General features: G+C 45.2%; 17 protein-coding genes and 7 pseudogenes. All 24 read right to left on the bottom strand.

Annotation, left to right across the window (positions count from 1 at the left end; genetic code table 11):
• Positions 1–31 precede the first annotated feature (31 nt).
• The 24 genes and pseudogenes from ARADI_RS22055 to ARADI_RS00720 all read right to left on the bottom strand — a co-directional run bounded on the left by ARADI_RS22055 (position 32) and on the right by ARADI_RS00720 (position 12,549).
• Positions 32–781, bottom strand: a pseudogene (locus ARADI_RS22055) (P22-gp16 family phage DNA ejection protein).
• Positions 714–1,360, bottom strand: a pseudogene (locus ARADI_RS22050) (P22-gp16 family phage DNA ejection protein). Before ARADI_RS22050 ends, ARADI_RS22055 begins: the two co-directional pseudogenes overlap by 68 nt.
• Before the next feature lie 148 nt (positions 1,361–1,508).
• On the bottom strand, positions 1,509–1,706 hold the full coding sequence (locus ARADI_RS16920) for a hypothetical protein (RefSeq protein ID WP_238149053.1): 198 nt from the start codon (positions 1,704–1,706) through the stop codon (positions 1,509–1,511).
• A 25-nt stretch (positions 1,707–1,731) separates the two neighbouring features.
• Complete coding sequence (locus ARADI_RS19300; protein ID WP_255420581.1) at positions 1,732–2,268, bottom strand: phage DNA ejection protein; 537 nt, start codon at positions 2,266–2,268, stop codon at positions 1,732–1,734.
• Between the two features lie 100 nt (positions 2,269–2,368).
• On the bottom strand, positions 2,369–2,578 hold the full coding sequence (locus tag ARADI_RS19295; protein ID WP_255420580.1) for a phage DNA ejection protein: 210 nt from the start codon (positions 2,576–2,578) through the stop codon (positions 2,369–2,371).
• Between the two features lie 125 nt (positions 2,579–2,703).
• Positions 2,704–3,308 (bottom strand): annotated as a pseudogene (locus ARADI_RS00770) (P22-gp17 family phage DNA ejection protein).
• Complete coding sequence (locus tag ARADI_RS00765; protein WP_119710847.1) at positions 3,286–3,753, bottom strand: DUF2824 family protein; 468 nt, start codon at positions 3,751–3,753, stop codon at positions 3,286–3,288. Before ARADI_RS00765 ends, ARADI_RS00770 begins: the two are co-directional and overlap by 23 nt.
• Positions 3,753–4,190 (bottom strand): DNA stabilization protein, encoded by a 438-nt coding sequence (locus ARADI_RS00760; protein ID WP_439647063.1) that lies wholly within the window; start codon positions 4,188–4,190, stop codon positions 3,753–3,755. The genes ARADI_RS00765 and ARADI_RS00760 overlap by 1 nt, the downstream gene beginning before the upstream one ends.
• Positions 4,191–4,282: 92 nt before the next feature.
• Positions 4,283–5,698: pseudogene (locus ARADI_RS00755) on the bottom strand (packaged DNA stabilization protein).
• A pseudogene (locus tag ARADI_RS00750) lies at positions 5,670–6,152 on the bottom strand (packaged DNA stabilization gp4 family protein). The pseudogenes ARADI_RS00755 and ARADI_RS00750 overlap by 29 nt, the downstream one beginning before the upstream one ends.
• Positions 6,133–6,324: a hypothetical protein gene (locus ARADI_RS00745; RefSeq protein ID WP_119710846.1), complete on the bottom strand. Its 192-nt coding sequence runs from the start codon at positions 6,322–6,324 to the stop codon at positions 6,133–6,135. Before ARADI_RS00745 ends, ARADI_RS00750 begins: the two are co-directional and overlap by 20 nt.
• 47 nt (positions 6,325–6,371) lie before the next feature.
• Positions 6,372–7,643 (bottom strand): annotated as a pseudogene (locus tag ARADI_RS00740) (P22 phage gp5 family major capsid protein).
• Positions 7,644–7,655: 12 nt separating this feature from the next.
• A pseudogene (locus tag ARADI_RS00735) lies at positions 7,656–8,517 on the bottom strand (phage capsid protein).
• A 14-nt stretch (positions 8,518–8,531) separates the two neighbouring features.
• On the bottom strand, positions 8,532–8,693 hold the full coding sequence (locus tag ARADI_RS22045) for a hypothetical protein (protein WP_500781963.1): 162 nt from the start codon (positions 8,691–8,693) through the stop codon (positions 8,532–8,534).
• Positions 8,694–8,730: 37 nt separating this feature from the next.
• Positions 8,731–9,501, bottom strand: a complete 771-nt coding sequence (locus ARADI_RS22040; protein ID WP_500781961.1) for a portal protein — start codon at positions 9,499–9,501, stop codon at positions 8,731–8,733.
• 8 nt (positions 9,502–9,509) lie between these two features.
• Positions 9,510–9,866: a portal protein gene (locus ARADI_RS22035; protein WP_500781959.1), complete on the bottom strand. Its 357-nt coding sequence runs from the start codon at positions 9,864–9,866 to the stop codon at positions 9,510–9,512.
• Positions 9,799–9,957, bottom strand: a complete 159-nt coding sequence (locus ARADI_RS22030; RefSeq protein WP_500781958.1) for a portal protein — start codon at positions 9,955–9,957, stop codon at positions 9,799–9,801. Before ARADI_RS22030 ends, ARADI_RS22035 begins: the two co-directional genes overlap by 68 nt.
• A 5-nt stretch (positions 9,958–9,962) precedes the next feature.
• Positions 9,963–10,367, bottom strand: coding sequence for a portal protein (locus ARADI_RS22025; protein ID WP_500781956.1), 405 nt, complete (start codon positions 10,365–10,367; stop codon positions 9,963–9,965).
• Complete coding sequence (locus tag ARADI_RS22020) at positions 10,309–10,719, bottom strand: portal protein (protein ID WP_500781954.1); 411 nt, start codon at positions 10,717–10,719, stop codon at positions 10,309–10,311. Before ARADI_RS22020 ends, ARADI_RS22025 begins: the two co-directional genes overlap by 59 nt.
• A 2-nt stretch (positions 10,720–10,721) precedes the next feature.
• On the bottom strand, positions 10,722–10,853 hold the full coding sequence (locus ARADI_RS19290) for a hypothetical protein (protein WP_255420579.1): 132 nt from the start codon (positions 10,851–10,853) through the stop codon (positions 10,722–10,724).
• 33 nt (positions 10,854–10,886) lie between these two features.
• On the bottom strand, positions 10,887–11,168 hold the full coding sequence (locus tag ARADI_RS19285; RefSeq protein WP_255420578.1) for a terminase large subunit: 282 nt from the start codon (positions 11,166–11,168) through the stop codon (positions 10,887–10,889).
• A gap of 29 nt (positions 11,169–11,197) precedes the next feature.
• Complete coding sequence (locus tag ARADI_RS19280) at positions 11,198–11,326, bottom strand: hypothetical protein (RefSeq protein ID WP_255420577.1); 129 nt, start codon at positions 11,324–11,326, stop codon at positions 11,198–11,200.
• A gap of 310 nt (positions 11,327–11,636) precedes the next feature.
• Positions 11,637–12,125 (bottom strand): phage terminase large subunit, encoded by a 489-nt coding sequence (locus ARADI_RS16905; RefSeq protein ID WP_238149052.1) that lies wholly within the window; start codon positions 12,123–12,125, stop codon positions 11,637–11,639.
• A 16-nt stretch (positions 12,126–12,141) separates the two neighbouring features.
• Positions 12,142–12,549 (bottom strand): terminase small subunit, encoded by a 408-nt coding sequence (locus ARADI_RS00720; RefSeq protein WP_119710845.1) that lies wholly within the window; start codon positions 12,547–12,549, stop codon positions 12,142–12,144.
• Between the last annotated feature and the right edge of the window lie 65 nt (positions 12,550–12,614).

Raw genomic sequence — 12,614 nt, 5'->3', positions numbered from 1 at the left:
GAGGCATGACGACTGTATACTACGTTGTTAATTAACTCGGGTGTTGTTTCAGGCTGGTTTTATTTAGGTTGTTGGCAATAAGTTTATTCAGCACCTTGTTGTAGACGTTGGCGTAATTAGAATTCGCTTTGAGGTAGGTGGCGGCTTCCTGAGGGCCAAGGGACTTGCTGACTGAGTTCCGCAAATCTTTTGTCATGGCATTTTCAACGCTATTCGTCATGGCTTTGGCAACACCATGGCATCACCCTGAACATTTGAGCGAAAGGCCCGTTCGGTGTTGCTTAAGCAGGTCAAAATCAACACCGCCTTGCTGAGTTAACTCCCCCTTCAAATTCCACAGTGTATTAAGCAAATTTTGGTCTGCCGATGTCCCTAGCTTCTCAAGTCTTGATATACCGGTATCAATAGCGTTAACGGCATGGGTTGTTTCTACCAAATTTCGGCCCATTTTTTGCGTTATATCGTCAATAACACGCCCCGCGGCATCTTTACGACTTTTCAGATTGGATGTCAGTGACTTAACCACCGTATTAGGATTGTACTCACCAAACCTGTCAAGATAATCCCTGACAAGTTTGCTACGTATTGTCTGTTGCGTTGCTCTACGCGCCCCCGTACCCAGCAAGGCGCCTTCCCCACCCTAAGTAAGCCCGCGAGTCAGTGCATTCTGAGGTGAAAGCATGTCTGATGTCATGGGGGCAACTCCCATTGATTCAGCCGTGGTAATCTTCTGTGCTGCCTGTGGAGAGATATCGCCTTTTAATGCCGTTATCCCCTTCACTACCCCCTTTTTCAGCTGCAGACAGCAACCCTTGTGTTGCAAGGTTAACGCCCGCATTTGTCGCGGCGTTCTGAGTAAAGTCGCCTTGTTGATTCGAGGCATTAGCCAGCGAACCTACCATCATTTTTCCTACTCCGCCAAGTCCTGGGATAAGGTAATCGCCAACTATCTCCCCCGCCTAGGCGTAAGGGTCTGTAGGCCTGTCTACAGGACGATAAATATCGCCTAATAATTGACCCCCACCGACCCGCTTGACTCTTAATGCATCGATGAGATTAACGCCGCCTTGAAGGACATCAAAGGGATATTTACTAAACCCCGGGCCGCTTCCGTGAAGGGTTCTTGTCCTTGCGACGATCCCGGGGGTTTTTCTTTATCATGATAAGCTACGATTTCATCCGTGGGTATATCAAGATTGGCCATCTGCGCCGATGACAAAGTATTATTATCGTGATGATGAACGGCTTCACCAGACTGAGTAGCTTGTCCAGCAAAGTACTCGTCAAGCGTCGTACCAATATCATCCGTGGGAGTACCATTTGGAAACTCAAACGTTTTGCCCTTTGCCGTGACTTTCATCACTCCACCTTAAATTGAATGCCGGACTTTGATGTATAGTGACCCCCTGATTGCTGAAGTTGATTGTTGGCCGCGGAAGAGACGACCAAAGCATTATAGACTCTTCCTGATTAACCTCTCAGTGCGTTGTATTGTCCTTGTATCTTTTTCATTTTTGTTTCCCCGTTGCGAGGTTAGAATCACCAGGCTGAGGTAAATACATTTTCGCATATTCTTGCATTTCTGGAAGAGTAATGGCCGCGCCGGTTTCTGGCCGAGGAATGGCATACAGGGCATCCCGTGCATTTACCATATATTGTTGTTCTATCGGAGACAGACTCAGGTTTGCCAGTGTTCCATCACCCAACTAGCGATTGATTAATGCCACCCGTTTAGTGTCTATCTTTTTCCCTAATTCCATGCATTGAATCCATGGAATCCTTCAGGCGGAGGGCGAATCCCGCTGCTTTTTTTGATCCCTCATTGGCTTTATCCATGATACTTTGCGCGTGTGGGAGGTTGATTGGCTTCATACCATCACCCGCAATAGGCTGGTTTATTTTTCCCGTTTCTTCACTCCCATCCGTGTAATATTTGGTTACTGAGCCATCGTCATTTTTCTCAACCTTCATGAGCTTTTTACTGACGGTATTAATACCCGCCGCATCCGGATCTGACTGAAGCATTTTAACGTATTGACGATAGTTTTGCAGCGGCGCATAGGCAGTCGTTAACGCATTTTCTCTACTGATGTCCTGTCCTCGCATCGTGACAGACAGTTTATTTTTATCAATGTCACGCCTTACCATTTTATCCTGAATGTCAAAATAGTTTTCTGGCCCCAATGCGTGCAGGCCAATTAAATCGGTAATTTGATCAAATTGCTGCGGGTCCTGCTTATAGGATAAAAACGCGGCTTCCGGTGTCAAACCGAGTTGACGTAATACCGGTGTATTTTTTGTAACCACGCCATAAAAGGCTCATCCCCCCTTTTAGCCGCTAGGCGCAAATCCATTGCCGCATCGCCAATCATTTGCTTGCTATCCTGATAACAAATCCCATCCCTTTTTGAATGCGTTCTATGTGTTCAGGATGCGCCGCCGCGAGTTTTTTCATGGCATGACGATCATTGGCCGCATAAGCGGCACCAAAGGATTCCATAAAATCGGCTTCGACTTGCTGTTGTTTGCCAGCCGCCAATCGGTCATAAATGCCACCCAAGCCTTGCGCTAGTATCACGCCCGGATTAGGACGTTTTCAGCATATTATGGGACGGTGGGCAACCCTAAGCTCCCTACCGTTTGATTTTTTATTTGCTGACTTGGAAAGCCAGACAGTTGAAACGTTGCCATAATCACTCCCGATTAAAATAAACTCCCTAACAGACCGAGCCCACCACCGATGGCAGCACCTCAGGGACCACCAATACCCCCTTCATCTCGCCAATGCTTGCCCCGGTTAACGCACGGTGAAATCCAGAAGGACTATTGGCCGCCGCGGCATTAGCCGCCCCAATGTTCTGTACTAACTCACCGACATTATTGGCGTAATTTTGTCCAGCTGCAGCCTGTCCACTGGCAGCATTCATACCAATACCCACTAAATTACCGTAATTTTGCATCTGTCCCGATAACCAGTTTTGACCCAATGCCGGGGCTATCGCCGCTAATTGATTCCCGGTGGCCGTCGACCCTAAACCGCCTGTCGCTTCGGCGGCATTTACCTGTTGATATCGAGCTTGATTGGCTAAATCATTAAACTGTTGAGAGTGGTAAAATTGGTTTAATGCTTATCCTTGAACGTCTAATGTCGTCAGATTTTGCAAATCTCCTAATGCCGGGGCGCCCACTTTCATATATGGTGCCAAATTTTGCATGACCTGATGCCATTGGTCTCCTTGCAAGGCCAGGGCGTCACGTGACGCCCTAGCCTGTTCGTTAGCGTCGTTATCTCCGCTGCTTCCACCCATTGGCTAACTCCTCTTTTGTTACTTGATACAGGGTCATATTGATTTGGTGATGACCCGCCGTCAAGGCGTTATCAATCACCCCCACTTTTCGCATATTCATTAATTGGCAAATCACTTTTGCCCAGGGCGTTTTTTCAGGCACATACGTCATCACGGTTGAGAAGCTGACATTATCCATCAACCATTTTGAAAAACTTCTGGGGGCGCTCAATGCATATTTCCCCCGGAAACCCGGCGCAAATATCGGATGGATTTCCAGCAACTGGTTACGAATAAATTCGATTGAAAAGAAACCAACCAGCATCAATCCTTCATAAACCCCGACATAAAGTTGATTATTTTTTAATTGATAATCCCCGTTATTTTCCACGGCATCACCGATATTCGCTTTATCGGTAAAAAACCGATAAAATTGTTCGATGTTCTCAATCACTTTAATTTCCATCAATCAATTAATCCGTGTGAACGTAACGCATCTTCTAATGCTTTAATCCGTTGTCTGGCAGCGATTAATCCATTGGCTAAAGCCTGAACTTCAGACTGATTATACGTTGTGCCTACATTAAATGATTGATTCGCATTAAACACGTCTTTCAACGCCGTTCCGGTGGCAGCAGTAAATCCTGTCACCCGTTGGCCAATCACTTTGATACCATTCACTAAATAAGCCGTCTTGACATTCAGTGACGAGGAGAGCGATTGTAAATCAACCTGCGATTTTGAAATAGTGTCTGCCTGAACCGCATTAATCTGCTGCGCCTGTGTCACCAGTTCCCTATCTTGCTCATCATTTCTGGTTTTCGACTGATAGGCATCGTCCGCCGCTTCATTGGCTTTACCGGCCACCCTGCCCATATCCGATAAACTGTTTAAGACAATCATCCTGTAGGCGGTCGAAAAATTAGCCGGTAAAATCGTCGGGTCAATGTGCGTAACCTAGATTTCAACCAGGTTATCCGCATTACCTAGGTTCATTATGCCATCCTGATTGAAAAATCAGATAAGATTACGGGTGATTTCGTGATAATGCGGATTTTAAAGCCGATATTTTTTCTGACACGACCTATACGTCGCCAGATAATCCTTTTATCATAGCGGAAAGGTGAATTTTGCTCTATCATCTGCTCTCTACTGTAGTTAATCCCATCTGTTGTTACAGATAGAAATAATTTATCCGCTATTTCAGCCACTCCAGTTGACGCTTCCAGTTCAAAATCAAATAATCACGCATTATCCGCTTTTATCATCGGGGTATAAAGAATATGTTCAGCTTGTTGTCCATATTGACTTGATGCATTAAAGACTAATTTCCCAATCAATGATTCACGCTTATCACCCACTGTTATCTGATTATCAAAAAACATGAAGTCAATCGCCCGATAAGGTTCATCGTAAAAGCCGATTTTAAGTAATGACCATTGTGAATATTGATGGCTTGCCGAGCCATCAAAACAAAGCGTGTGTTTGGGCAGGTGAAGGAGTAATAATTCATGGTTGTCAAATCGAATCGACTCCATAAAGGAAGCCGCTAATTCATCCGCAGAATAATCACGGATAATTTTATCGATGGTGGCGATGGATATTTTACTTTTTTCACCGGCGCCAATGAGATAAACAGCCGGTTGCCCAGTCGATTGATGGCTCAGGATGGCGTATTTGTCTTGATAACGACATTTACAATCACGACCGGCAATACCTCCTTGGATCATATAAGCGGCTTGATTACTATAAAGCGGTTGGGACATATCCGCCGATCCGGTTAAGGCGAAATACTCGATACTTGACGAACCAAAACAAACAATCAGGTCTCGCCATGCGTCGACGGAAACGATGCCATCTGGCTGCGATTCAGCACCATAAAAAGGCCGATATCTATCCGGTTTTGATTCATCTTCCAAATCCGTGACGCCAAATCGTTCACCCCCTTTTTGTAACTAGATGTAACGCCCCCGATTTCGACAGACATCAATCACTTCACCTAAATCATATTGCGGGTATTTATCCTTTGGCCAGTTTGATAATTCCTTCTTGCTACCGTTATATCCGTATAACTTGAGTTTACCTTCAACACAAACCGCCTGACTATGACTCGAGTGAGACATCGACACGCGGCGCATTCCCGCTATATCAGCCACTTCGTTGTCATTACGATAAAATCTATTGCCACAGACCCGATAGCACGCGATCTTTTTGGTATTAAAATGGACACCCCGTGAAACACCCTTTACGTCCTGCTTTTTCTCAATGCCAGAGAAAGAGCGTAAATAACCCGATGTATTCAGGACTTCTTTCGGTGTGGCTAATAGATTAACCAGTAAGGCATCAATATAATCGGCGGTCTTGGCCTCTTTAACTAATCCTTTAGCTAACGGGATCTGTATTTTTGGCACGGAACCCCCGCTCAGCATAATAACTCTCAGTCCCTAACGCGGTATATTTATTACCCTGCCAAACCGGCATATCACCCCGTCTTTCTATTGATGGAACACTAAGCGTGTCAATAAGCAGCGCGTCATAGGATGCGCTGGCGGCCGCTTCTTGTCTCGGCGTCGGCTCAATACCATAATCGGATAACATTCTCAGCATCAATTGATAACCAATGGCATGCTTATATTTGCGCGGCAGGCCTGACGCATCATCTGGTAAGGGATTTTCTTCTGCTGCTGAAAACTAATAGCCCAGGTCCCCAAATGTAATCTGGCGTTCTGCCATCAAATCTTCCAAGTCATGAATGCCATCTTCAACAGATTGTGGTTCTACGGCAGTTAATGTGGCGTCTGAGGTGATATCCGCCTTGCGCAAGGCAAACAGAACAATCTCCCCTTTAGTCAGCGGTTGTGTCATCGTGAGCCCTTTTCGTATTTTGAGGTGCTTTAGCTTTCTCGGTTGCCTTTATTTCATCAATCGACGCCACAAAGCCCCTTTTTTTGAACTCATGAAAATCCCTTGTCGCTATCACTGCCTGGACAAAACCGGCTTCATTATCAGCCCACACAAAAACACTTTTTCTTTCCACCTTTACCTAGATAAAAAGGGCACTAAAGCGCCCACTTTGTCATAAATTTAAGGATTACCAAAAAATTGACCACCCCGATGTGGATTAAAACAGACATAGGCAGGCAATAGGTCAAAACGCATCATCTGCTTATTTGCATCGCCATCTGCATATTTGTGGACCCGAATAGAAAACTCTTCATAGGTAGCCACTGCCGAGTCAAGGCTATGTAATTTTGGCAAGGGGATGGGCCTCACCCACAGAAAAACTTATTGTAAAAAAGATTAAGTTTCATCTGTTGTTTCGCGCTGCCGATAATAGCGACTTCATCCCCCGCCTTCACTTTTCTGTCAACGGCATTATATTGTGCATGGGTTTCGTCATAAATAGGCACCCCCGACAATTTAACCGTAACATCCCCTGAGGCATTTGAATCAACATCTTCTAATACCGTTGCTGTAAAACGCATTGCCGCCGAACCATTATATAACGTTTGCTTACTTTGCTGATTTAACCAGTGAGTAGACGTAAATTTAAGTTGATCACTGGCTTTTAAAAATCTCTTCTTACTCGGTGTCGCCCCGGTCAATGTTACCGTAAATTGGTAGGCATCCTTCACCGACAGATAATCAACGTTAGGTGCCGTTTTTACTGTGATTGTACCACCAAAATCACCTTGCTCTCTTGATGCAAGATCATTAGACATTAAGGCACGGATCCCCAAAAAATTACCCGATATCTGCGCATTCTCCCAAGCAGTACGGACTAATTGTTCGGTGGCATGCAAACCCGACTGCGCATCCGCAAGCCGTTGGGCTGATCACGGATCCATGACTGCGTAGTTTTCACTGGTTTTAATGCCAATATCTTTTATGAATGAGGCCGTTTGAGCCGCATCTGACCATTTCTTTATCGGTGTATTGGGTGAGCCCAGCGATAATACGCCATTGTTCATCATAAAATGGGCTAATTCTGTTTCCAGATCAGTGACTATGCGCTCATGAATCGGGGATAGAATTTGCTCAAGTTGATTCAGCTTTAGCGCTTCTTCAATTTGTGTCCATTCAACCGCCACCGTGATATATTTACCCGCCTTGCCGGTCGCTTTTCCCGCGAGAAAGACTATTTTTCGCTTTTCCGGTAATATCACCGGTTTCTGTTCTTTACGATTTGAACTAATGCGGACGCTTAATGCTCACACTATCGCCGGTATTTGAATTTATCTCACCGGATAATAATTGCCTATCAACGATTTTACACAACACAAGATCTGACATAAAGCCAGGTAAAAATTTCTTTAAAACGATTTGACTGATATTTGATTCTAAATTATTTGCCATATTTTTATACCCTTATTCAATCATTGCACCGGGGCACAATTTGTTAAATTCATCGGATTTCACGTTTCCTGCACCCCCTTTTAGCGCTGGCTCTGGCTTAGGTGTCTTTTTAGGTTTGGGCGCCAGTTTTACCTTCTGGCTAATTTGACCTAACAGAAACGCGGCACGTATTGGATCATTCTCAGCGGTCAGCCGCTGGCGCAAAGCATTGTTTTTACCCAGCGCATAAGTAATCAGCTCACTTCCCTCATCGGCGGCATGGATTAAAATCTCCTGCTGCAATACGGGCACTTCTGAACGAATAATCGCTTGCATCTCTGGGTAATCTTTCACAGGCAATCTGGCTGCGTGTTCTTGATGTGATTTCAGGCGGCTGATAAATCTTGCTTTGTTGCTTTTGCTGCTCGAGTTTTTGCCAATCTGTTAACGCTTTATCGTATATTTCTTCATCATAATCACAAGACTCAAGCATGGGTTTATTAGCTAACATGAAATCATCATGATTATTTTGCGATAGCTGATGCGACTGTTTGGCTGTTAATTCCTAAAGTTGTCGTTTCAGTTCTCGATTTTCTTTCTGTATTTTTTCAAAACCTCTACGAAGATCTTTCACCCATTGTGGGGCCACCTTATCTTCGACAAAATCATCATTCAACGCAATTTCTTCATCACCGATTTGTAAAGTGTAATCTTGTTCCGGATCGGTTTTCTGATCTGAATGAACTTTAGGGCTGCCATTGACAGCAATTTCTTGCTCTTGAGTCGCTTTTTTTTCACTTTCTGCTTAAGTATGATCGTTGATATCCTGCTCTTGTGGTTCTGAATTTTCAGGCGCAGAGACCGCCTGACCATCAATAATCAGTTCATTTTCCATTTTACTACTCCCCCTTAACGCTGCGAGAAGTCCGCAGGAGACGGTGGGTTATGTTGAGATTGAAGGGTTTTCGCCGTATCAATAGGTTGTCTATGCGGCGTATCGGTGACTTTTAGCATTAACTCAGCATCCGCTCTAGCCCCATCCCCTTGTTCTTTCTGGAGTTTGTGGAGCATTTTAAGGGCTTCCCGAATTTCCGCGCGTTTAGTGCTGTCAGCAGCGGCAAGTAGCTGGACCACTTTTGCTTCTTGCTACCCGTGCTTCCGTTTGTGCCTGAAAGGCTTTCACCTGAATAGCGAGCGCTTCGTTCTTGGCTTTTTGAACCTCCGCCTGACCTTGTATTAATACCCCTTGAGCGGTGACAAGTTCGGCATTAGGCTGTTGTGATTGCTGCATCATTTGCGCAACTATCTGCTCTTCTTCCGTATTGCGCGGTTTAACGACGCCTTGGGTTAATAACTGTTTACGGTTATATTCCTTAAACTCGTCGAGGCCTTCACCATCCATATTGTCTAAAATAATACCCTGGACAACGGCCCGCATCGGGTCTTGCGGTAACGTGCCAGCCAACAGATTGGTCAGCACTGAAACCGTCGCATACCGTCTTGCGGTATAAGACAGCCCCACATCGACCGTAACATCATAACGACCGCTGGATAAATCATTCATGGACAACACTTGCCCGGTCTGCTTATCGTTGATGACCACCGACATTAAGGCGATATCGTCAGTCCCGTCCGCATTAACAATGCGAACCTGTCTATCCGAGCCGTAGACTTCACGGGCCATTGACAACCAAACTTCACACGCGCGCTTAAGGCTCTTCGCCATATTGTCTAAATAGATAAATGAGGACATATCGGACCGATGCATCAGATTGTTAACGGTTTCTTTCGCTATATTGCTGGGCATTTGCTGCATCGCCTGGCTTGAACCCGTCACCTCCTGGATATCCGCCCCGGTTTGCTGTAATAACGCGGCCATCTCCTGATTCAGTGGCTGGGGTTGCGTGTATCCGAGTGGCGTGGGGGCGCAATAATATTGCCTTGCTTGTTGTCAACAATCTCATTGAGTGGCAAGAAAGCCGGCCTATTTTTATTTCGATTCGCCCAATATTTCTCCAGGGTTTTTATCTGACTCTTACCGACAATGGGAATGGAACCGGTATCCTGCGTGGCCGAATCTGCCAGCATCGACACCTGTAAGTTGTAAAGCCGCTGGGCTTCCATGGCTTTTGCGATATGCCCTTCCACTCGCTCAACATCATCGATAAACCACCGCTTACCATACACCAGAATTAAACGGGATATGCTCACCGGGTATGCGCTGTGGCTTTTCAAGAAAGTCATCACCATCCACCACCGAGACATAAACCCGCCGGCGCTTAAGGGTTCTTCGAGCCACTTCAACGAAACCAATCTCAATCAGTTCGTCGACCACCTTTTCTAATTGGTTTGGTCACTGTCATAGGTGACAATTTCACCGCTAAAGGGGTTTTGAAAACACACAACATCCACCGACTCTTTTTTTACTTCGTAGTATTTAGCGATATAAACCACATCAACATCATACCAATCGTAATCCCATGATCGGTTAATGCCACGACTTAACGTGGCCGGGTCTTTGTTGTATTCCGCCTGATACTTTTCAGCAGAGAGTGCGTACATGCAAAAAGCCCATTCTGCGTCAGATTTATCATATTTCTTCGCATCCGTGTCGAACCAAACCGAACGCGCCGGATCATAAATGGGCGCCATCGCTATCCGCTGTCTCTCATCCATCGGATCAGCTTCATTGACCCAATGTGTCGTTAGCCGAAAGCAACCAAAGCCCCCCGGTAGAGGCATCATCAAAGGTGTTATGACACGCTTCGTAGTCGGCGTGGAATAGCCCGTTGAGTTTATTGGCTAACGCTTCGCTGGCGGCATTATCACCCGATCTAAATTTCACTGTAATGCGATTATTGCGATATTCGCTGATTATTCGATTGAGCTCCGTCGATATTTTATTAATTTCAAACTTCGGATACTTTTCAAAATGGTTGCCTAATTCAGAGCCCGCGGCTGTTGCCCCTTCCCATTGCCCACCCGGGAATCTTGTCGCCTCGATACATTTTTCTCTCACGGCTGCTTGTGGTGAGTGCACCCGGTCAAACTTGCGCATAATTTGCTTATGCCTTTTTTGTAATGTTTCAGCCATCATGACTAACTTGACGATGAGGAGACAACGATTTCCGTGTCTTCTGTTATGCGGATAGGATTGGCACATGACATCATCAGCGTATCCGACATATTGGGTGATTTAAGCCCTTTCGCTCGCATCTCATCTTTGCTCATCAATTGGATAAATCGGTTACATGGTGTACGTTTTCATTGTTGCTTAATGAGCTCTGACTTCAGTTGTGACAGTTTGGCTATTTTCGAAGACAGACTTATCAACGCATCCGGATCGAGATATTCGCCCTTTTCAACGGCACGCCACGTTTTATAAAATCGGTCGGCTAAATAAACCCCATATTGTGCGCGTTTATTTTTAAAGGTATCACGGTGGGTTCTGTCATCATTATTTGAAGAGGGAAGGTATTCACCATTCCCTGGCACATAGATTTCATGAGGATAATCGGGCGGATCCCCAGCGCCAAAGCCCGTCACCACCATCTTATTACCATCATTGTTATGTCTTAATGAGTTTTTACTGTACCCGCACCTAAACCAATGTTGTCATAAATAAAATCATCAGCTAGATAGTCAAAGGCTTCATCAAAAGCCTTTAGGGTAGCATCAGCAACATCACCTTCTAACCAGCTCACGCAATCTTCAATCAGCACACCATAGCGTTTTGATAAGGCTTTCTCGTCCTGACCAGAATCAGCCGGGTCGAAAGTGACAACACGTATCCCTCTTGGCGGAAAGCCTAACTTGGTGTGTGCATCAATCGCCGCGTCTACCCACTCAGGCTGAATTCATACATCATCGTAATTCGCATCACATTCGCCCCCATAAACATGCCGCCATTTTTTATAGTTTTCCCGTTTCATCTTCTGCGCATCATTTTTAAGTTATGCCGGTAACCAAGGATTATCCAGGTAGCTCACTTTGCCAACATACACCTCATCATCTTTATAAGTAACCTTGCGTATCGATTATCGCTTTATATGGCTTGACGAATCGCTGATAAACGGCACCGTTTTCTTCGGCAGGATTAAAGGAAAACCACAGCTCAGAGCCGGGCTTGCGAATCGTGGGAATGAGCGTATCCAAACTTTTTTCCGATACCGTCTCCGCTTCTTCTACCCATGCAACATCAAAATCATGTTTGGATTTGATAGAAGCAATATTACGCGCCAACTGGCCATATTTGAAAATAAACGCATTGATGCCTTCAATGTAGCTATTGCGCACCCGAAATCGGGCTTGTAATCCTAACGTAGCTACCTCGGCATGTAATACCGCATGGACAGAATCTTCAATCGAATTCATAAATTCCCGCAAACATAAAAACCGGCGCTTATACATTGCGGCCGTGATTAAGGCTATTTTAGCAAACGAAACCGTTTTCATACCACCCCGATCGCCAAAGTAAACTTTGATGCGTTTCGGTTTGAACATGGGAGCGAACTTTTCGCTAATTTGTACCTTCACATTTAGGCATGCCTACAAATTCAATGGTCATCTTGCTATCTGTTTCAATCGTACCGCCATCTTTATCTGTAAGCGCAGTTTCTTGTTTTTCTGCATAACCGTGATTAGATAACATTAGCTTGGCTATCGTAGCATTAAATTCGCCTGTCAGCCATTTATTTATCAAGCTATTTTCTTGAGTCGTTTTGATGGCCGCTAACGTGCCCGAAAAAGCACTATTTTCCTTGGCATATTCCTGTGCGATAGACCGCCTTATCGCTAAATAACAGGCTAAACCCGCCACACTGGGTACAACATCCCCCACGGTTTTGTATTCGCTCATTAAATAGGCGTTGGCCTTTTCGAGGCTCACGGCTAACTTACTCGACCGCCCTATTTTCTTCTTACTCACCCTCTTTTAGTCTCCCGATTGACGGGAACAGGCGTAACGCCGCTTGCCCTTTTCATTGTTGACTA

Source organism: Arsenophonus endosymbiont of Aleurodicus floccissimus, from assembly GCF_900343025.1.
Taxonomy (GTDB): Bacteria; Pseudomonadota; Gammaproteobacteria; order Enterobacterales; family Enterobacteriaceae; genus Arsenophonus.
This window is presented reverse-complemented; position numbering and strand designations above follow the sequence as displayed.

Excerpts from the sequence above, each read along its gene's own strand:
- ARADI_RS00765 (WP_119710847.1), bottom strand. The coding sequence starts at position 3,753 with ATGGAAATTAAAGTGATTGAGAACATCGAACAATTTTATCGGTTTTTT.
- ARADI_RS00760 (WP_439647063.1), bottom strand. The coding sequence starts at position 4,190 with ATGATTGTCTTAAACAGTTTATCGGATATGGGCAGGGTGGCCGGTAAA.
- ARADI_RS22045 (WP_500781963.1), bottom strand. The coding sequence starts at position 8,693 with ATGCTCCACAAACTCCAGAAAGAACAAGGGGATGGGGCTAGAGCGGAT.
- ARADI_RS22040 (WP_500781961.1), bottom strand. The coding sequence starts at position 9,501 with ATGGCCGCGTTATTACAGCAAACCGGGGCGGATATCCAGGAGGTGACG.
- ARADI_RS22035 (WP_500781959.1), bottom strand. The coding sequence starts at position 9,866 with ATGACTTTCTTGAAAAGCCACAGCGCATACCCGGTGAGCATATCCCGT.
- ARADI_RS22025 (WP_500781956.1), bottom strand. The coding sequence starts at position 10,367 with ATGATGCCTCTACCGGGGGGCTTTGGTTGCTTTCGGCTAACGACACAT.
- ARADI_RS22020 (WP_500781954.1), bottom strand. The coding sequence starts at position 10,719 with ATGATGGCTGAAACATTACAAAAAAGGCATAAGCAAATTATGCGCAAG.
- ARADI_RS19290 (WP_255420579.1), bottom strand. The coding sequence starts at position 10,853 with ATGAGCAAAGATGAGATGCGAGCGAAAGGGCTTAAATCACCCAATATG.
- ARADI_RS16905 (WP_238149052.1), bottom strand. The coding sequence starts at position 12,125 with ATGTTCAAACCGAAACGCATCAAAGTTTACTTTGGCGATCGGGGTGGT.